General features: G+C 70.3%; 18 protein-coding genes. 7 read left to right on the top strand and 11 right to left on the bottom strand.

Going from position 1 to position 18,955, the window contains the following annotated elements; genetic code table 11:
- The first annotated feature begins 80 nt into the window (after positions 1 to 80).
- Complete coding sequence (locus ACIPWA_RS10595; RefSeq protein ID WP_400290019.1) at positions 81 to 2,246, top strand: ABC transporter permease; 2,166 nt, start codon at positions 81 to 83, stop codon at positions 2,244 to 2,246.
- 135 nt (positions 2,247 to 2,381) lie between these two features.
- Here ACIPWA_RS10595 and ACIPWA_RS10590 read toward each other — a convergent pair whose 3' ends face one another.
- Both ACIPWA_RS10590 and ACIPWA_RS10585 read right to left on the bottom strand, forming a co-directional pair.
- The gene (locus ACIPWA_RS10590) at positions 2,382 to 2,714 is read right to left on the bottom strand and encodes an antibiotic biosynthesis monooxygenase family protein (protein ID WP_400290017.1); all 333 of its coding nucleotides are present in this window, start codon (positions 2,712 to 2,714) and stop codon (positions 2,382 to 2,384) included.
- A gap of 26 nt (positions 2,715 to 2,740) precedes the next feature.
- The gene (locus ACIPWA_RS10585) at positions 2,741 to 3,265 is read right to left on the bottom strand and encodes an acyl-CoA thioesterase (protein ID WP_056651497.1); all 525 of its coding nucleotides are present in this window, start codon (positions 3,263 to 3,265) and stop codon (positions 2,741 to 2,743) included.
- A 128-nt stretch (positions 3,266 to 3,393) separates the two neighbouring features.
- On the opposite strand from ACIPWA_RS10585, the gene ACIPWA_RS10580 reads away from it, so the two are divergent.
- Entirely contained in the window at positions 3,394 to 3,780 is a 387-nt protein-coding gene (locus tag ACIPWA_RS10580; protein ID WP_400290014.1) for a DUF3817 domain-containing protein, read from the top strand.
- A 45-nt stretch (positions 3,781 to 3,825) separates the two neighbouring features.
- On the opposite strand, the gene ACIPWA_RS10575 is transcribed toward ACIPWA_RS10580, so the two are convergent.
- Complete coding sequence (locus tag ACIPWA_RS10575; RefSeq protein ID WP_400290012.1) at positions 3,826 to 4,416, bottom strand: DJ-1/PfpI family protein; 591 nt, start codon at positions 4,414 to 4,416, stop codon at positions 3,826 to 3,828.
- Between the two features lie 84 nt (positions 4,417 to 4,500).
- Positions 4,501 to 5,700 carry a quinolinate synthase NadA gene (gene nadA, locus ACIPWA_RS10570; protein ID WP_056651253.1) on the bottom strand — a complete coding sequence of 400 codons (1,200 nt, stop codon included), beginning with the start codon at positions 5,698 to 5,700 and terminating at the stop codon, positions 4,501 to 4,503.
- 176 nt (positions 5,701 to 5,876) lie between these two features.
- Here nadA and ACIPWA_RS10565 point away from each other — a divergent pair, with 176 nt between their 5' ends.
- Both ACIPWA_RS10565 and ACIPWA_RS10560 read left to right on the top strand, forming a co-directional pair.
- Positions 5,877 to 7,136 (top strand): glycerate kinase, encoded by a 1,260-nt coding sequence (locus ACIPWA_RS10565; RefSeq protein ID WP_400290009.1) that lies wholly within the window; start codon positions 5,877 to 5,879, stop codon positions 7,134 to 7,136.
- A 203-nt stretch (positions 7,137 to 7,339) separates the two neighbouring features.
- Positions 7,340 to 7,690, top strand: coding sequence for a HesB/IscA family protein (locus ACIPWA_RS10560; RefSeq protein ID WP_056651260.1), 351 nt, complete (start codon positions 7,340 to 7,342; stop codon positions 7,688 to 7,690).
- 97 nt (positions 7,691 to 7,787) lie between these two features.
- Here the strand turns inward: ACIPWA_RS10560 and ACIPWA_RS10555 are convergent, their stop codons facing one another.
- Positions 7,788 to 8,153 (bottom strand): sulfurtransferase TusA family protein, encoded by a 366-nt coding sequence (locus ACIPWA_RS10555; protein WP_400290006.1) that lies wholly within the window; start codon positions 8,151 to 8,153, stop codon positions 7,788 to 7,790.
- Complete coding sequence (locus ACIPWA_RS10550) at positions 8,150 to 9,400, bottom strand: cysteine desulfurase family protein (protein ID WP_400290004.1); 1,251 nt, start codon at positions 9,398 to 9,400, stop codon at positions 8,150 to 8,152. The genes ACIPWA_RS10555 and ACIPWA_RS10550 overlap by 4 nt, the downstream gene beginning before the upstream one ends.
- Positions 9,401 to 9,741: 341 nt before the next feature.
- Between ACIPWA_RS10550 and ctaC the strand changes: the two genes are divergently transcribed.
- Genes ctaC through ACIPWA_RS10535 form a run of 3 tightly spaced genes read left to right on the top strand, consistent with a single transcriptional unit; the run spans position 9,742 to position 12,865 of the window.
- Positions 9,742 to 10,653 (top strand): aa3-type cytochrome oxidase subunit II, encoded by a 912-nt coding sequence (gene ctaC, locus ACIPWA_RS10545; protein WP_056651265.1) that lies wholly within the window; start codon positions 9,742 to 9,744, stop codon positions 10,651 to 10,653.
- A complete protein-coding gene (gene ctaD, locus ACIPWA_RS10540) occupies positions 10,653 to 12,470 on the top strand; it encodes an aa3-type cytochrome oxidase subunit I (RefSeq protein WP_056651268.1) in 1,818 nt (605 codons plus the stop codon). The genes ctaC and ctaD overlap by 1 nt, the downstream gene beginning before the upstream one ends.
- On the top strand, positions 12,467 to 12,865 hold the full coding sequence (locus tag ACIPWA_RS10535; protein ID WP_056651272.1) for a cytochrome c oxidase subunit 4: 399 nt from the start codon (positions 12,467 to 12,469) through the stop codon (positions 12,863 to 12,865). Before ctaD ends, ACIPWA_RS10535 begins: the two co-directional genes overlap by 4 nt.
- A 616-nt stretch (positions 12,866 to 13,481) precedes the next feature.
- On the opposite strand, the gene ACIPWA_RS10530 is transcribed toward ACIPWA_RS10535, so the two are convergent.
- From ACIPWA_RS10530 to ctaE, 5 genes are all read right to left on the bottom strand, one after another.
- Positions 13,482 to 14,108: a superoxide dismutase gene (locus tag ACIPWA_RS10530; RefSeq protein ID WP_068706694.1), complete on the bottom strand. Its 627-nt coding sequence runs from the start codon at positions 14,106 to 14,108 to the stop codon at positions 13,482 to 13,484.
- 179 nt (positions 14,109 to 14,287) lie between these two features.
- Positions 14,288 to 16,006: a cytochrome bc1 complex cytochrome b subunit gene (gene qcrB / locus ACIPWA_RS10525; RefSeq protein ID WP_056650267.1), complete on the bottom strand. Its 1,719-nt coding sequence runs from the start codon at positions 16,004 to 16,006 to the stop codon at positions 14,288 to 14,290.
- Positions 16,003 to 17,034 carry a cytochrome bc1 complex Rieske iron-sulfur subunit gene (qcrA, locus tag ACIPWA_RS10520; RefSeq protein WP_056650265.1) on the bottom strand — a complete coding sequence of 344 codons (1,032 nt, stop codon included), beginning with the start codon at positions 17,032 to 17,034 and terminating at the stop codon, positions 16,003 to 16,005. The genes qcrB and qcrA overlap by 4 nt, the downstream gene beginning before the upstream one ends.
- Positions 17,031 to 17,810, bottom strand: a complete 780-nt coding sequence (gene qcrC / locus ACIPWA_RS10515) for a cytochrome bc1 complex diheme cytochrome c subunit (protein WP_056650262.1) — start codon at positions 17,808 to 17,810, stop codon at positions 17,031 to 17,033. Before qcrC ends, qcrA begins: the two co-directional genes overlap by 4 nt.
- Before the next feature lie 81 nt (positions 17,811 to 17,891).
- Complete coding sequence (gene ctaE / locus ACIPWA_RS10510; protein WP_082608858.1) at positions 17,892 to 18,542, bottom strand: aa3-type cytochrome oxidase subunit III; 651 nt, start codon at positions 18,540 to 18,542, stop codon at positions 17,892 to 17,894.
- Between the last annotated feature and the right edge of the window lie 413 nt (positions 18,543 to 18,955).

Raw genomic sequence — 18,955 nt, 5'->3', positions numbered from 1 at the left:
CCGCACATCGAGGCGGCGCCCTTGCAACGGCGCACGGGGTAGCACGTCGCCCTCTCGCCACGCCGTACAGGAGCACACACTTGAGCAACAAGACACCCGCGCGCAGCTCGGACCAGGTGCTACCGGACCCCGACTCCCCGACCGTCACGACGACGGACGGCGCTGAGGCCGACGCCGAGGCGGCCGCCCTCAAGCGCGCCAAGGCCGAGACCATCGGGCGGTACGTGGCCATGTTCTTCATGCCGCTCGTCATGGTGTCGATGATGATCAGCGGCTACCTGGGCACCATGCACGCCCCGGCACCGCACGGCATGCCCGTCGCCGTCTCGGGAAGCGCGCCGCAGGCCCAGGCCTTCGCCGACGCGCTGGAGGCTGCCGACCCCGACGCTGTCGACGTCCTCCTCGTCGGCTCCGACGAGGAGGCGCGCGGCCTGGTGCTCGACCGGGAGGTGTCGGGAGCCGTGCACGTCGCCGACGGCTCTGCGACGGTGTACACCGCAAGCTCGGCCGGGGCGTCGCAGTCCTCGACCGTCACGGGCATGCTCGCCCCGCAGGTCCTGGCCCAGGGGCTGACCCTGGAGACCGAGGACCTCGCCCCGCTCCCCACGTCCGACCCGGCGGGCCTTGGCGCGATGTTCCTGGCCACGGCCCTGGTGATGGCCGGCTACCTGCCCTTCAGCGTGACCCTCTCCAACTCGCCCGAGCTGCTGCGCTTCCGGCGAGCCGTGCCGCTCCTGGCCGGCTGGGCCGCCCTGGTCGCGGCCCTCGTCTGGACGGTCACGGGGCCGCTGCTCGGCGTGGTCCAGGGGCACACCCCGGAGGTGCTGGGCATCGCCTGGCTGGGGGTCTTCTCGGTCGGCGCGGTCCAGCTCCTGCTGACGCGCTTCCTGGGGCCCATGGCCGTGATCGCGGCCATGCTCCTCCTGACCGTGCTGGGCATGCCGGCCTCGAACATGAGCATGAGCGTCTACACCATGCCGGAGTTCTTCACGGTCCTGCACGGGGTCCTTCCCCTGCCGGCGGTCGGTGAGGCACTGCGCTCGGTCCTGTACTTCGACGGGTCGGGCGTGGGATCGCACCTGCTTGTCCTGGTCGTGGGTGCGGTCGTCGCTCTGGTGCTGACGCTCGCGTTCGACGCCCGCAAGCGCCGCCGCAACCCGGACGCGGGGCCGCCCCCCGTGACCGTGCCCTCGCTGCACGGCGGTCCGCGGCCTGCGACCCGCCGGTGGCGCTATGCCGCCCTGCTCTTCTTCCCGCTCGCGATGGTCACCATGATGATCTCGGTCATGCTCGGCGCCATGTCGTCCCCGACGCCGCGGGACATGCCCGTCGCGGTCGTCGGCGCCACGGTGGACCAGGCCCAGGACGCGGTCGACGGGCTCGACCGGAGCATGCCGGGCCTGTTCGACCTGCGGGCCGTGGGCTCGGCCGACGAGGCGCGCACCCAGGTGCGGGACCGCACGGTCAGCGCGGCGTTCGTCCTGCCGTCGGCCGAGCGCCCGAGCGCGACCCTGGTGACCAACCAGGCCGCCGGCGCCAGCGCGAAGCAGGTCGTCACGGCGGTGTTCGGTCAGGTCGCCGCGGGGCAGCAGCTCGACCTCGAGACCGACGACGTCGCCCCGTTGTCGACCACCGACACCATGGGCTCGGTGAGCATGTACCTGGCCATGGGCTGGGTCCTGTCGGGATTCATGATCATCATCGTCGGCGCCAACGCGGCACCGAGCTCCCGACCGCTGCGCCGGCTCGTGCCCATCGTGGCGGGGTGGGCGGTGTTCATGTCGGCGGTCCTGTGGCTCATCGCCGGTCCGATCACCGGGAGCGTGTCCGGGCACTTCTGGCCGCTGTGGGGCACAGGGATCGTCGCGATCTTCTGCGTGGCCATGTTCAGCGCGGTGCTCGAACGGCTGTTCGGGATGCTCGCGGTGGTCCCCGCGGTCGGCATCCTGATGCTCGTCGGCGTCCCCGCCTCGGGGGGCGGGCTGTCGATCTACATGGAGCCGGAGGTCTTCCGGGTCCTGCACGAGATCCTGCCCATGCCCGCGGCCGTGGAGGCGATCCGCTCGATCCTCTACTTCGGCGGCGACACGGTCGGTGCGCACCTGACCACGTTCGGGATCTGGGGAGCCGTGTCCCTCGCGCTGGTCGTGGTCATCGACAGGTTCAAGCCGCTGCGCACCGGGTCGGTGCCGCACGAGCCGGACGCCGACGAGCCCGAGCCGGTCAAGGAGCTCGCCCTCGTCTAGCGTCGGCGGCTCCCCGCAGAGCCCACCGGCCCCTCCAGGTGGTGCCCGCCAGTCTCGTGACGATCCTGGCGGGCGCTGCCCTCGCCGCGCCGCGTCGCGCGAGGGCTTCCTGGTGACCGGAGCCCAGGCCGTGCCTCAGGCGGGACGGGTGGTCGGGTCGACCTCGTCCCACGACACCTCGCGGAAGTGCTCGACGACCGGGAACGGCTCGTAGAAGTGGTGGAGCAGCGCCTTCCACTCCTGGTACCCGGCCGAGCCGCGGAAACCCACGGTGTGTGCCTCGAGGCTGTCCCAGCGCACGAGCAAGAGGTACGTCGCGGGCCGCTCGAGGCAGCGGCCGAGCGAGAGGTCGCGGAAGCCCGGCACGGACGCGATGATCCCGCGCGCCGTGCCGAAGGCCTCCTCGAAGGCCTGTTCGCGGCCGGGGACCACGTGCAGCAGGGCGTGCTCGAGCACCTCGTCGGTCATGGCCACGACCCTAGGGCGACCGGAGGTCAGCGGGCCGCGACGTCCACGGCCTGGGCCCAGTCGCGCACGTCCGCGGGGAGCTCGGGGCTCGTGACGTCCGCGCCCAGCAGCCCGACGACGTCGGGCCCGGGGATGCGGTCGCCCGCCTTCGAGAGGAACCGGCCCGCGATCAGCCCGCGGGCGCACAGGTCGCCGCCCCGGGAGAAGACCTGCTCGAGGTAGACCACGCGCTCGTCCCACCCGAGCACCCGGGTCGTGATCTCGAAGCGGTCCCACAGCTGGAGAGAGCGGCGGTACTTCATGGTCGAGGAGGCCACGACGGGGTACCAGCCCTTGTCGCGGAGCAGGCCGAACGCGCCGAGGTCGGCGAGGAAGTTGCTGCGGGCCACGTCCATCATCTGCAGGTACACGCCGTTGTTCACGTGCAGGTAGAAGTCGAGGTCGCCCGGGCGCACGCGCATGCGTGTCACGGAGGGGTCGAGGACCCCGCGGCCCGGGACGGCCTTGCGCGGCAGGGTGCTGGCGATCGTGAGCTGGATCTGTCGGGTCACCGTCGCAGGGTACAACCCGGAACGTGCGGTATCAGGTATCCCGGGCGGCGTCACGCCGGGCCGAGGCCGCCGCGGAGACGCGCCACAGGGTTTCGGACCGTCCAGGGCGACGTGTGAGGATGGCCCCCGTGACCACCCGGACCGCCGCCCCCCTGCCCGACAGCGCCACGCACGCCGCACAGGCAGTGCAGCCCACGACCTCGCACCACTGGACCGTCCGCGCCTTCCGCGCGGTCGCGATCGCCGAGGCGTTCTCCTGGGCGGGCCTGCTCGTCGGGATGTACGTCAAGTGGATCGCCGAGGCCTCCGAGATCGGGGTGAAGATCTTCGGCCCGGTCCACGGCGCGCTCGTGATCGCGTACGTCCTCCTCGCGATCCTCGTCGCGGTCCGCCAGCGCTGGACGCTCCTGACCGTGTTCTTCGCCCTCGCGGCCACGCTGCCGCCGTTCCTCACGGTTGTGTTCGACCGGTGGGCACACCGCACGGGCCGGTACGAGGAGCGCACGAGCGCCTGACGGACGCGCCGGTCCGCCTGACCGGCGACGCGCCCACCCTCGGGCTCAGGCGCCCTCGTACTGCAGGTCGTGGCGCACCTGGTCCGCGACCTCCGCGTTCTCGAACCGCTCGACCAGGTGGAGCGCCATGTCGATCCCGGCCGAGACTCCTGCCGAGGTGACGACGTCGCCGTCGTCCACGAAGCGGGTCTCGGTGTCGACCATGATGCTGGGGTCGATCCCGGCCAGCTCGTCGTAGTGGTCCCAGTGGGTCGTCGCGGGGCGACCGGCGAGCAGCCCGGCCGCTGCCAGGGCGAGCGAGCCCGTGCACACGCTCGCGAGCAGCGGGGTCTGGACGCGCATGGCGTGGAGCCACTCGAGATGGATCCGGTCGCCGACGAGCGGCTGCACCCCGGGACCGCCCGGATAGACGAGAAGCTGGAGGGGGCCGACGTCGTCGGCCGAGCTGTCGGGCACCATGTGCAGGCCCTGCGCCAGCCGGACCCCGCGCCCGTCCCACGAGAACGTGGCGACCCGCGGCTTGAGGGCAGAGCGCTCGCGCCACGCGGTGAACACCTCGAAGGGGCCGGCGACGTTGAGCTCCTCGGCCCCGTCGAACACGTAGATGCCGATGCTCAGACCGTTTCCGGTGGTCATCACTCACCCCTCGGTTCTTCTGCGGCAGTGCAGTCGTGCGGTCGGCGGGTCCGCCGGCGCGCGCCGACGGACCCGCCGGGGGTCCTACAGCCCGGGCAGGGCGAGCATCTGGTCGAGCGCGACGCGAGCCCAGTGGGCGTCGTCGGCGTCGACCACGATCCGGTTGACGGTGCGGCCCGCGACGAGCGACTCCATGGCCCACACGAGGTGGGGCAGGTCGATGCGGTTCATGGTCGAGCAGAAGCAGACCGTCGAGTCGAGGTAGTGCACCTGCTTGTCCGGGTGCGCGCGCGCGACGCGGCGCACCAGGTTGAGCTCGGTGCCGATCGCCCAGGACGAGCCGGGCTCGGCCGCGTCGAGCATCTTGATGATGTACTCGGTCGAGCCGACGTAGTCCGCGGCCTCCACGACCTCGTTCTTGCACTCGGGGTGGACCAGGACGTTGACGCCAGGGACGGCGGCACGGATGTCGGTCACGTTGCGCTCGGAGAAGCGCCCGTGCACCGAGCAGTGCCCGCGCCACAGGATCATGCGGGCGTCGCGCAGCTCGGCGTCGGTCAGGCCGCCGTTGGGCTTGCGGGGGTCGAACACGACGCAGTCCGCGGGGGACATGCCGAGCTTGAGGAGTGCAGTGTTGCGTCCGAGGTGCTGGTCGGGCATGAACAGGACCTTGCCCGTGCCGTCGACCCCACCCACCTGGTCGAACGCCCACCGCAGCGCGACCTCCGCGTTCGAGGACGTGCAGATGGTCCCGCCGTGCCGACCCGTGAAGGCCTTGATCGCGGCGGTCGAGTTCATGTAGGTGACGGGGAGCGTGACGTCGGCGATCCCGGCGTCCTGGAGGACCTCCCACGCGTCCTCGACCTGGTTGATCGCGGCCATGTCGGCCATCGAGCAGCCCGCCGCGAGGTCCGGCAGGACGACCTGCTGGGCGTCCGAGGTGAGGATGTCCGCGCTCTCGGCCATGAAGTGCACGCCGCAGAAGAGGATGAACTCGGCCTCGGGGCGGGCCGCGGCCTCGCGCGCGAGCTTGAACGAGTCGCCCGTGACGTCCGCGAAGTCGATGACCTCGTCGCGCTGGTAGTGGTGGCCCAGGACGAAGGCTCGCGAGCCGAGCGCGGCGCGGGCCGCGCGGGCACGTTCGACGAGGTCGGGGTCGCTCGCCGCCGGCAGCTCGCCGGTGCACTCGACCCCTCGCTCGGAGGCCAGGTCCCGGCCCTGCCCGAGCAGCAGGAGGGGGGACGGGGCAGGTTCCGCAAAGGTGTTGTCCAGCAGGGTGCTCACGGGAACATCGTCGCACAACGAGGCCGGGACGAGGGGGTTCGTCCGGCTCCTCCGGGCCGCCCGACGGCGCCGCGCACGTCTCGTGAGCAGGTCCGTCTCGCGAGGTGGTCGCCTCGCGAGAGCGACCCGGTGTGACCCGCGCCACCGACGGCACGCGGACCTGGCACAATCGCGCCATGCGCCTTCTCCTCGCCGTCGCGGAACCGCTCGCACTGACCGACGGCACGCTCTCCGCGAGCGAGGTGCGGGACCTGGTCGCCACGGTCTGGGGGGCGGCGTCGGGCGCGCTGGTCGACGCGTGCGTGCTGGACCCGGGCGCGGACGGTTTCCTGCGCGCGCTGGCCGAGCACGTCACGGACGAGGTCGTGACCGTCGCCCGTGACACCCGCGGGCGTGACGTGCCCGTGACGTTCCGCCTCGGACCGGCCTCGCCGGGCGGCGCGCGCACCGCGTACGTCGAGGCCGCGGCTCTCGGGGCGACGGTCGGCTCGGCACTCACCGACCCCCCGGGCGCCTCTGCGCACCCTGACCAGGGCGACCTGGGCGCGCGGACGAGCTACGGCGTCGGGCAGGTCGTCGCGCAGGCCGCACGGCTCGCGTCGCGCGTCGTCGTGGCGACCGGCGGCCTGGGCGCGCACGACGCGGGCGCGGGCCTGGTCGCGGCGCTCGCGGGAGCAGGGGACGGGCCCCTGACCCGGGGAGGCACGGCTCTCGGCGAGGCGGGCCGGGCCGACGCGGCCCAGGTGCTCGCGGCGCGCGAGCACCTCGCGGGGACCGAGCTGGTCGGCGCCGTGGACTCCGACCTGCCCCTGCTGGGCCTGCACGGGACGAACGGCGCGCTCGCGGACGCGGACCCCGCCCTGGCTGCGCTCGCCCAGGAGCTCGAGCGGGCGCACGGGCACTGGGCCCACGAGGTCTCGCGAGCCCTCGCGCACGTGCCGACCGGTCCGGCGTCGCGCTCGCTGCTCGCAGGCCCGACGGCGCCGCCCGGCCCGGGCGCTCGGGCCGCGGCCGGCGCGGCGCAGTCCGTCCGGGAGACGAGCCGTGCCCTCACGGCGCTGCCCGGTGCTGGGGCCGGTGGTGGCCTGGGGTTCGGCCTCGCGGCGCTCGGAGCACGGCTGCTGCCGGGCACCGCGGTCGTCGCGGACGTGGTGGGGCTCGACGCCCGGGTCGCCGCGGCCGACCTGGCGGTCGTGGTCGTCGACGCGCTCGACGCCTCGGCCGTGCACGACGGCGCCCTGCCCGAGGTCGCCCGCCGGGCCGCCGCGCTCGGCCTCCCCGTCGTCGTCCTCGCCCGGGAGGTCCTCGCCGGCCGGCGCGAGCAGGCGGCCGCGGGGATCAGCGGGGCCTACGAGCTGGGCCGCGACCTGTCGGCGGCGAGGGCACGCGTCGGGCGCGTGGCGCGGACGTGGAGCGGCAGCGCGCCAGGAGCCTGAGGCCCAGTACCCGCGGACCGCCTCGTGGGCCCCACGACGAGCCGCGGGCGCCGCCGTCGTAGACTCGGGAACAGAACCACGACCCGTCGTGTTGACGGGTATGCGACAAGCCTGAGGACCGATCGGCCTGCCCGGGAGCGGGAGCCGCAGGCCGACGGCACACCACGGGGCGAGAGCCCACCGAAGACTGTGCGGAGAACACGATGAGCGAGACCACCGAGACCGCCACCCACGGCGTCCTGCTGACGGACTTCGCGGCCGGCAAGATCCGCAGCCTCCTCGAGCAGGAGGGCCGCGACGACCTGCGTCTGCGCGTCGCCGTCCAGCCCGGCGGATGCTCGGGCCTGATCTACCAGCTCTACTTCGACGAGCGCGTCCTGGACGGCGACGTCCTCAAGGACTACGACGGCGTCGAGGTCGTCGTCGACAAGATGAGCGTCCCCTACCTGGACGGCGCGACCATCGACTTCGCCGACACGATCGAGAAGCAGGGCTTCACGATCGACAACCCCAACGCGGGCAGCGCCTGCGCGTGCGGCGGTTCGTTCGGCTGATCCGCAGCGCCCGGCCCTGCGGACCTCGCAGCGGTCGAGCCACGACGGCCCGGTCACCTCACGGTGGCCGGGCCGTCGGCGTCCTCGGACCTTCCGCTCACCCGCCCAGACGGACCGTGATCGCCCAGGTCGTACCGCCCTCGGGCACGCGCGTGGCGCTCTCCTGGGCCGCCGCCTGCGCGCCCGAGGGACCTGCGTCGTCGGGCGCGGGACGCGCGTCGCCCGCGGTCTCGACCACTGCGTCGTCCAGCACGGTGTTCTCGACCACGGCATGCCCGCGCATGCGCGCCCACGCGGGCACGTCGTGGCGGGCCGCGGGGTCGGTCGACCAGACCGTGAGCACGTCGCCCGGCGACCGGTCGCGCGCGACCGCGGCGAGCCGGATGACCGGCAGGGGGCAGCGCAGCCCGCGCGCGTCGACGACCTCCGGGACCGGCGGCTGCGTGGTCGGCTCGGTGCTCACAGCCCGCTCACCCCGAGCGAGGCGCGCACGCGCGCCACGGCGCCGGGCAGGACGGCGAGGAAGCGGTCGACGTCCTCCTCGGTCGTGCTCCGGTCGAGCGCGATGCGGACGTTGCCGTGCGTGAGGACGCCCATGGCGGCCAGGACGTGGCTGGGCTCGAGCGAGCTCGACGTGCACGCCGAGCCGGACCCGACCGCGAAGCCCGCACGGTCGAGCTCGCTCACGAGGGCCTCGCCGTCCACGAACAGGAACGAGAAGGTCACGACGTGGGGGAGCCGGTCGTCGGGGTCGCCCACGACCTCGACGTCGGGGATCTGCCCGACGACGTCCCGGACCTTGGCGACGATCGCGCGCCGGCGCGCGTCCTGGGCCGCGCGGTCGGCCAGGACGGACTGGAGCGCGACGGCCGCGGCGAACGCCGCGGGGACGCTCACCCCGCCCGGGAACCAGGGGTCGGCGTCCTCGGGCCACGTGCGGCGCCAGCGGACGCGGTTGCGCACCGCGAGGACACCGACCCCGGCGGGGCCGCCCCAGTCGCCCGGGTCGGCGGCGAGCAGGTCCCAGGCGCCGGGTACCTCGGCGTGCCCGACGACGGCGCCCGCGTCCACGAGGAGCGGGACGCCCGCGCGGCGGGCGGCGTCGTGGACGGCTCCGACGGGCTGGAGGGTCCCGACCTCGCCGTTGGCAGCCTGGAGCGCGGCGAGCGCGACGCCCGGGGACGAGACGGCCGCGATCATCGCGGCCTCGTCGACCCGTCCGAGCAGGTCGACCGGGACGGTCACGAGGGGGCGCGCCGTCGACGGCGTCTCGAGAGCCACGCTGGTCTCCGGGCGGAGGTCCGTCCGGGGGGTGTCCGTCGTGGAGAGGTCGGCGGCGGTGGGGGTGACCGAGGACGTCGCGAGCTCGGCCGCGTGCAGGACGGCCGCGCGCTCGACCGCCGAGACGACGATGCCCGGTCCAGCCCGCCGACGCCCGAGCGCGACCGCACCGACCGCCGCGTGCAGCGACGCGGTGTGCGAGGACGAGAAGTGGATCTCCTCGGTGCGGGCGCCCAGGCCCGCCGCGACGGCCTCGCGTGCGCCGTCGAGGAGCACGGCCGCGCGACGTGCCTCGGCGTGCAGTCGACGTGGATCTGCCCAGCCGTCGTCGAGCGCCTGGTCGAACGCGGTGCGGGCGAGGGGGTGCAGGAGCGCCCTGCCCCCGTTGTCGAGGTAGACCCGACGCGGGGGAGTGGTGGTATCCGTCACATGTGCTCCTGAGTGGCGTGGAATACGGTGGGGAGTGCTCCGCGGGCCCGTCGATCGGCGGACTTTCATTGGAGATGCGCCGAATGTGCCGAGGCTGCTTCTCACAGTCTGCACGGTAGCGCGAGGCTCGGGCGAAGCGACGATCTGACAGAACGGTCAGAGGTGTGCCGAACCCCGTGTTTTCGGGGAAAGTTGGCGGATTCGTCACGTTCACAAGGCGCGTTGACGGCGCGCGGGAGGGCATTCAAGCGCTAGGCTCTGTGGGTCGAGGACGAAGGTTCTGCGGGGACCTCGTGGAGAGATCGAGCCCCCCTGTCGGACGTTGAAGTGAAAGGCCCCCCTTGCACTCGCAATCCCCTAGCCGCACACGGCGAACCATCCTGCGAGCGACGGCAACCGCTGTCGCTGTCGCTGCGGTGGCGTCCGGTTGTGCCAGTGAGACCGTTCAGCGCGGATTTCTCCCCGGATATTCCGACGGTGAGGTGACCGACCAGACCGCCCGCATCACATCGCTGTGGAACGGGTCCTGGATCGCGGCACTGATCGTCGGCGTCATCACGTGGGGACTGATCCTGTGGTGCGTCGCTGCCTACCGCAAGCGCAAGGACGACCACGTCCTGCCCGTGCAGACGCGCTACCACCTGCCCCTCGAGATCATGTACACGGCTGTGCCGATCGTCATGGTGCTCGTGCTCTTCTACTACACCGACCGTGACATGACGGCGATCAAGGATCTCTCCGAGACCCCTGACGTCGAGATCCAGGTCATCGGCAAGCAGTGGAGCTGGGACTTCAACTACCTGACGGACGACGTCTACGAGTCCGGCCAGCACGAGGCCAACGTCGGCGACCTCCGTTCCGAGGACGAGATCGAGGGTGCCCCGGGCACCGCGACCTCGCTGCCGACGCTCTACCTGCCCGTCAACGAGGTCGTCCGCTTCAAGCTGGACTCCCGCGACGTCATCCACTCGTTCTGGATCCCCGCGTTCCTCTACAAGATGGACATGATCCCGGAGCGCACCAACGAGTTCCAGGTCACCCCCACGCGTGAGGGTGTCTACGCCGGCAAGTGCGCCGAGCTCTGCGGTGAGCACCACTCGGGCATGCTCTTCAACGTGGCCGTGGTCTCCCGTGCGGAGTACGACGCCCAGATGCAGAAGCTCGAGGACAAGGGACAGATCGGCGAGCTCGGGCTGGACCTGAACCGCCTCCAGGACCCGAACCAGCCCGTCGTCACGGAAGGTGAGAACTGATGGTCGCGCAGGCCGAAGTCATTCCCGGTCTCGCCCCGAAGCGCCAGACGCTCGGACGAACCGTCATCAAGTGGGTCACCTCGACCGACCACAAGACGATCGGGTACATGTACCTGATCACGTCGTTCATCTTCTTCTGCATCGGTGGCCTCATGGCCCTCGTGATCCGTGCCGAGCTCTTCGAGCCCGGCATCCAGATCGTGCAGAGCAAGGAGCAGTACAACCAGCTCTTCACGATGCACGGCACGATCATGCTGCTGCTGTTCGCGACCCCGCTGTTCGCGGGCTTCGCGAACGTCATCATGCCGCTGCAGATCGGCGCGCCTGACGTCGCGTTCCCGCGACTGAACATGTTCGCGTACTGGCTGTACCTGTTCGGTGGGCTCATCGCCTCCGCCGGCTTCTTCACCCCGCAGGGGGCCGCGTCGTTCGGGTGGTTCGCGTACGCGCCGCTGTCGAACACGACGTTCAGTCCAGGAGCTGGTGGAGACCTCTGGGTCTTCGGCCTGGCGCTGGCCGGGTTCGGAACCATCCTCGGTGCCGTCAACTTCATCACGACGATCATCACGATGCGCGCCCCGGGCATGACCATGTTCCGCATGCCGATCTTCACCTGGAACACGCTCGTCACGAGCCTCCTGGTCCTGATGGCCTTCCCCCCGCTGGCCGCAGCGCTGTTCGCGCTCGGCGCGGACCGTCGCCTGGGTGCGCAGATCTTCAACCCGGAGAACGGTGGCGCCATCCTCTGGCAGCACCTCTTCTGGTTCTTCGGGCACCCCGAGGTCTACATCATCGCGCTGCCGTTCTTCGGCATCGTCTCCGAGATCCTGCCGGTCTTCAGCCGCAAGCCGATCTTCGGCTACAAGGGTCTGGTCTACGCGACGATCGCGATCGCTGCCCTCTCCGTGACGGTGTGGGCTCACCACATGTACGTCACCGGTGCGGTCCTGCTGCCGTTCTTCGCGTTCATGACCATGCTCATCGCAGTTCCGACCGGTGTGAAGTTCTTCAACTGGATCGGCACCATGTGGCGGGGCAAACTCACGTTCGAGACGCCCATGCTCTGGTCGATCGGCTTCCTCGTGACCTTCCTCTTCGGTGGTCTCACGGGAGTCATCCTCTCGAGCCCCGCGCTGGACTTCAGCCTCTCCGACTCCTACTTCGTCGTGGCGCACTTCCACTACGTGGTCTTCGGCACCGTGGTGTTCGCGATGTTCGCGGGCTTCTACTTCTGGTGGCCCAAGTTCACGGGTCGCATGCTCAACGAGAAGCTCGGCAAGCTGCACTTCTGGCTGCTGTTCATCGGCTTCCACGCGACCTTCCTCGTCCAGCACTGGCTGGGTGTGGCTGGCATGCCGCGTCGTTACGCGGACTACATGCCGGAGGAGGGCTTCACGTGGATGAACCAGGTCTCGACGGTCGGCGCCTTCATCCTCGCCGCCTCGACCCTGCCGTTCCTCTGGAACGTCTACACGACCTGGCGCAACGCGCCCAAGGTCACCGTGGACGACCCGTGGGGCTACGGGGCCTCGCTCGAGTGGGCGACGTCCTGCCCGCCTCCGCGGCACAACTTCACCTCGCTGCCCCGGATCCGTTCGGAGCGCCCCGCGTTCGACCTGCACCACCCTGAGGTCGCGGCCATGGACCACGCGGAGCCCAACCCGAGCGTCCTGCAGCAGGTCTACGGCGATGCCGACCGCCGCGGCGAGACCGCAGCCGCCGTGGACCGTGTCGAGGGCACCGAGCGTTCCAGCTCGTCGACCTCGACCATGATCATCGACGAGCCGCACGCCGGCGAGAAGGAGGACGGCAAGTGAAGGTCGAATCGAGGCTCCACCTCTTCCTCGCACCGTTCTTCCTCCTGGTGGCGCTCGTCTACGGGTTCTGGAGCCACTGGGAGCCCGTCGGCTCCGCAGCGCTGTTCCTGACCTTCGGCCTCGCGGCCATGATCGGTGGCTACCTGGCGCTGACGGCCAAGCGCATCGACGCCCGGCCCGAGGACGACCCGGACGGTCTCATCGAGCAGGGCGCCGGCGACCAGGGCGTGTACGCGCCCTGGAGCTGGTGGCCGCTGGCCATCGCCGGTGCAGCGGCGATCGCCTTCCTGGGCCTCGCCCTGGGCTGGTGGATCTTCGGCATCGGCGCCGTCCTCGGCGCCGTCGCACTGGTGGGCTGGGTCTTCGAGTTCTCTCGCGGACAGCACGCGCACTGATCGCCTGAACGTCACGACGGGCCCCGTCTCCCTCTGGGAGGCGGGGCCCGTCGGCGTTCCCGGGCACGAAGCGCGGACTCCTGCTCACGTTGCACGAGGGCGTGTTCTCCGTGGGGGACCGGCGCGCCGCCCCAGGGCGTGATCGTTGCCCGGGGGCGTCGCCGGAGGAGTGCCTGTGTGATCGAGGAGAAGGGGCGCTGCTCGATCTGGGCGAGAAGACCTGGTGGTCTGCCGGAGGCAAGCACGAAGAGCATCGGAGAGGCCACGAGGGCGACACCTGTGGCCGCCCTACGACCACGCGGACCCAGCAGCCTCCCTCCAGAGCTCCTCGGCCGAGGAAGGGAGGCCGGAGCAGGAACCGGCGTCGCAGCCTTCCAGGCCGGCAGGAGAGCGCGCCTCGTCGTCGGCCCTGACCGGTGCGCGCGCCGTCCCGGTCTGCTGACTCTGGGCGGCGACGAGCGGGACGGGACGCCTCGATGTGTGCACGTCCGGCGTTCGAGCCGCGACGGCTGGCGCACCGCGGAGATCGGTGCCCCGTGGGCGTCCCCGGACGACGCACGGGCCGCACAGGCACCCCGAGAAGGGGGCTGTGCGGCCCGTGGGGCGACGCAGAGGGTCAGGCGGGGATGATGAGGCCTTCGCCCTGGGTGCGGGCGCGTGCGAGGCGTGCGTCGGCGTCGGCCCAGTTGACGAGGTTCCACCAGGCGGTGACGTAGTCGGCGCGCACGTTCTGGTAGTCGAGGTAGTAGGCGTGCTCCCAGACGTCCAGCAGGACGATGGGGACCAGGCCCAGGGCGATGTTGCCCTGCTGGTCGTAGAGCTGGACGATGATGAGCTTCTTGCCGAGGGTGTCCCAGGCGAGGATGGCCCAGCCCGAGCCCTGGACGCCTGCGGCGACCGCGGCGAAGTGCTTCTTGAACTTCTCGAACGAGCCGAAGTCCTCGTCGATGGCTGCGGCGATGTCGCCCGTGGGCTCGCCGCCGCCCTCGGGAGAGAGGTTGGTCCAGAACGCGGAGTGGTTGACGTGGCCGCCGAGGTTGAACGCGAGGTTCTTCTCGTGGAGGTTGACCGCGGCCAGGTCGCCCGAGTCGCGGGCCTCGGCGAGCTTGTCGAGCGCGGTGTTGGCGCCGGTCACGTAGGCCTGGTGGTGCTTGGAGTGGTGCAGCTCCATGATGCGGCCGGAGATGTGGGGCTCGAGTGCGCCGTAGTCGTACGACAGCTCGGGAAGGGTGTAGACAGCCATGCCGGATTGCCTCCTGGATCGTGTGCCGCGCCGGAGAGGAGCGACATCTTTGACGAACGCGCTCGAGAGCGGCAAATGCGATCGAACGCGACACCGGTGGAACGCAGAAGACCCGTGAGATTGTTCCGGCCGAGGCCGAGACAATCTCACGGGTCTTCTGGTGCCCCGCGGGGAGCGGGTCAGTGCTTGGTGCTGCCGGCCCCGGTGTCGTCAGGGCTGACGATGTGGCTGCCGCCACCCACGGCCGACCCGGACTCGACGGCGTGCGTCGTGTCCGCGGCGCCCAGGGCGTCGTGCTCTCCGTGCGAGTGCGATGCCGCGAGCTCGGACGGGGTCACGGGCTCGACCCGGTCCTCGTAGAAGAACTGCGACAGACGCTGGAGTCGACGGTCCTTCTTGTAGCGCTTGCGGCGGACACCGCGCGAGTCGGTCGCCGGGTCGATCTCGAGCGGGGCGTGGGCCGTGTAGTTCACACGGAGCCAGCGCTCCTGCTCGTCGAGCGGACGGTGGACCTCGATGTACTCGCCGTGCGCGAAGCGCACGATGCGGCCGGTCTCGTGCCCGTGCAGGACGAGCTCGCGGTCCTTGCGCTGGAGCCCGAGGCAGATGCGCTTGGTGATCCAGAAGGCGATCACCGGACCGACGAAGAGCAGGACCCGGAACACCCAGGTGATCGCGTTGATCGACAGGTGGAAGTGCGTCGCGATGAGGTCGTTCGACCCCGCCAGGGCCAGGATGATGAACGCCGTCAGGAACGCGACACCGAGCCCGGTGCGGACCGGGACGTTGCGCGGGCGGTCGAGCACGTGGTGCTCGCGCTTGTCCTTGGTCACCGCGGCCTCGAGGAACGGGTAGACCGCGAGGAACGTGAACAGCAGGCCCGGGATCACGACCGCCGGGATGAGGATGTTGAGCGAGAGCGTGTAGCCCGCGATCACGTACTCGGTCTGCCCCGGCATGAGTCGTAGCGAACCCTCGAGGAAGAGCATGTACCAGTCGGGCTGGGCGCCCGCCGAGACGGGGGAGGGGTCGTACGGCCCGTAGTTCCACACGTTGTTGATGGCCATCGTGGCGCCCATGGCGGCGATGACGCCGAACACCACGAAGAAGAAGCCACCGGCCTTGGCGACGTACACGGGGAAGAGCGGGAAGCCCACGACGTTGCCGTTGGTGCGGCCGCCACCCGGGTACTGCGTGTGCTTGTGCAGCACGACGAAGAACAGGTGGAGCGCGACGAGCGCCAGGATGAGGCCCGGGACCACGAGGATGTGGAGCGTGAAGAGCCTCGGGATGATGTGCTCGCCCGGGAACTCGCCACCGAAGATGAAGTAGGACATGTACGACCCGATGACCGGGATCGACTTGACCACGCCGTCGGTGATGCGCAGGCCGTTGCCGGACAGGACGTCGTCCGGGAGCGAGTAGCCCGTGAAGCCCGCGGCGAGCCCCATGATCATCAGGAGGAACCCGACCATCCAGTTGAGCTCGCGGGGCTTGCGGAACGCGCCGGTGAAGAACACGCGCATCATGTGGGTCACGATCGCGGCCATGAACAGCAGCGCCGACCAGTGGTGGATCTGGCGCATGAGCAGGCCGCCGCGCACCTCGAACGAGGTGTGCAGCGTCGAGGCGAAGGCCTCGGACATGAGCACGCCGTTCATGGTCGCCGGCTCACCGTGGTACGTGACCAGGCCCATGCTCGGCACGAAGAACATCGTCAGGAAGAATCCCGAGATGATCAGGACGACGAACGAGTAGAGGGCGATCTCGCCCAGGAGGAACGACCAGTGGTCGGGGAAGACCTTCCGGGCGAACTCCTTCACGGCCCCGGCGATGCCGGTCCGCTGGTCCAGGTAGTCTGCGGTCGCTTCAGCGGGTCCCGCGGTGCTGGTGCTCACTTCAGGCGCTCCCAGTAGCTCGGTCCGACGGGCTCGTGGAAGTCGCTCTGCGCAACCAGGTAGCCCTCGTCGTCAACGGTGATCGGCAGCTGCGGGAGCGGCCTCTTGGCCGGGCCGAAGACGACCTTGGCGCCGTCCGCGACGTCGAAGGTCGACTGGTGGCACGGGCACAGCAGGTGGTGCGTCTGCTGCTCGTAGAGCGCGACGGGGCAGCCGACGTGGGTGCAGACCTTGGAGTACGCGACGATGCCGTCGTAGGACCAGTCCTTGCGGTCGGGCGCCTCCTTGAGGTCACGCGGGTCGAGGCGGACCATCAGGACGATCGCCTTGGCCTTCTCCGAGATCCACTCGTGGGAGTTGCGCACCTCCTCGGGCACGTCCGGGATCACGTGGAAGGCGCTGCCGATCGTGACGTCCTCGGCCTTGATCGGGCGGCCCGACGGGTCGAGCGCGAGGCGCATCTTGGGCTTCCAGAGGGTGTGACGGAACTTGCTGACGTTCCAGTCTCCACCCACCTCTGCCACGAGGGGAACAGCGATCGCGAGGGGGAACAGCGCGAGGGCCGTCACGACCGCGCCCTTGAGCACGCCACGGCGGGCGATGCCCGAGTCCTCAGCGCCCTCGGTCAGGGCCTGCACGGCCTCGGCACGGACTGCGTCCGAGCTGCGCTGCGCGTGGCGCTCGTCGACGTGCTCGTGGTCCGACATGAGCGTCTTGGCCCAGTGCACGGCCGCGAGACCGATGCCGAGCAGCGCGAAGGCCAGGCCGAGCCCGATGATGAGGTTCGCCGTACGGATGCCGGCGATGGAGGTGTCCTCCGGCAGGGCGAAGAAGGCGACCAGCATGCCGATGGTGCCGATGATCGAGATCGTGAAGAGGATCACGACCTGCATCTCGGCACGCTTGGCGGCCTGGGGGTCACGGTCTGCCATCCGGCTCTTGTGAGCCGGGATACCCGGATCCTGGAAGCGGTCGAGCTCCTGCCCGCCCTGCTTCGTCAGGTCCGTCGAGTTCTGGTTGTCGCTCACGACGACTTCGCTCCGATCCACACAGCGGCGCCGATCAGCAGGCCGAGCCCGACGATCCACGCCCAGAGGCCCTCGCTGACGGGGCCGAGAGAGCCGAGGTCAAGTCCACCGGCAGAACCCTGGCGCTGGTCGACGAGGAACGCGATGACGTCGCGCTTCTCGTCGGGCGTGATGTTCATGTCGTTGAAGACCGGCATGGACTGCGGGCCGGTCAGCATGGCCTGGTAGATGTTGCGCTCGGAGGTGTCCCACAGCGCAGGGGCGAACTTGCCCTCCGAGAGAGCACCGCCCGCGCCGACGGCGTTGTGGCACATCGCGCAGTTGGTGCGGAAGACGGCCGCGCCGTTCGCGGGGTCGCCGAGCGAGGCGTCGATCTGCTCGTCGGTCGGGATCGCCGGGCCGGCGCCCAGGGACGCGATGTACGCAGCGAGCTGCGCAGTCTGCTCGTCGTCGAACTGGCGCGGCTTCTGGATGGCCTGAGGGCCCTCCATCTGCATGGGCATACGACCGGTCGACACCTGGAAGTCGACAGCGGCCGCACCGACGCCGACGAGGGACGGAACGGTGTCCGAGCCCTCCGCGTTCGGGCCGTGGCAGGTGGCGCAGTTCGCCTGGAAAAGCTTCTGGCCAGTCTCGATGTCCTCAGTGCTGGCGGTGTCAGCGCTGGCTGGACTCGGGGCAAAGGCGGCGTAGACGCCGCCGGTGACCAGCAGCGCCAGCAGCAGCAGCACGACCGGAGCGAAGCGGTGGTGTCTGCGGGCGGCGAGTGCCTTCACGAAATGATCCTCGTCTCGCAAGTGGGGGGTGCAGGGGGCAGGTGTGGTTGTCCGGGCATCGGTGCCGCGGGCGTCACCGCGTCAACGGAGGATGTAGATCACGAAGAACAGCGCGATCCACACGACGTCGACGAAGTGCCAGTAGTAGGACGTCACGATGCCGGTCGTGGCCTCGTGGTGCCCGAAGTTCTTGGCGGAGAAGGACCGGCCGAGAAGGAACAGGAAGGCGATCAGACCACCGACGACGTGGATGCCGTGGAAGCCCGTGGCCATGAAGAAGACCGAGCCGTAGGGGTGCGACGAGATGGTGAGTCCCTCGTGCACGAGCTCGGCGTACTCGTAGATCTGACCACCGATGAAGAACGAACCCATGATGTACGTGAGCGTGATCCACTCGTTCATCCCCCACCGGTTGACCTGGAAGATCGATCCGGTGCGGACGGGCTGGAAGCGCTCCGCCGCGAGGACTCCGAGCTGGCAGGTCACGGAGGACAGGACCAGCACCGACGTGTTGATCACGGCGAAGGGGATGTTGAGCTTCTCGGTCTGAGAAGCCCACTCCTCTGCCGGGATCACCGAGCGTGCGGTGAAGTACATAGCGAACAGTCCAGCGAAGAACATGAGCTCGCTGGCCAGCCACACGATCGTCCCGACCGAAACTGGGTTCGGTCGGTTGACGCTCACGTGCTGGTGGGCGTGGGGGGCAGCCGTTGCGGTCGACACACCAGCCATTATGGCCGACGTCGGAGCGATTTGGGCCATCGAACCGGGGGGTGGCGCGCGGCGAATCTCACAAAGTCTCCAGATCTCCCCACCAAGCCCTGCACTTCGTGACGGATCGCGTTGAAGTGCCATGAAAGGGCGTCATTCCGGGCGTTCTGCGAAGAGTGCGGCCCAGGGAATTTCCTGACGGTGCGCTGGGAATTGCCATGAAACGACGACAATGACCGACGCTCCCGACGGCACGCGAGGCGCCTCGACGGTCGTCTCGCCCTCGCGACGATGCCGGTCGCGGGCGCTGCCCTGTCCGGTGGGCGGACGTGGGACGGTCGCGGCCGGTGCGGGGGGTGCCGTGGCGGGACCCGACGTGCCAAGATGCCGGGGAGCGCTGTGCCCGTCGAGCAGGTGCCGGTCGGCGACCGTGC

This window comes from Oerskovia enterophila (genome assembly GCF_044748475.1).
In the GTDB taxonomy this organism is placed as follows: Bacteria; Actinomycetota; Actinomycetes; order Actinomycetales; family Cellulomonadaceae; genus Oerskovia; species Oerskovia enterophila.
Note: the sequence above shows the minus strand (reverse complement) of the source record. Positions and strands in the feature narration are given on the sequence as shown.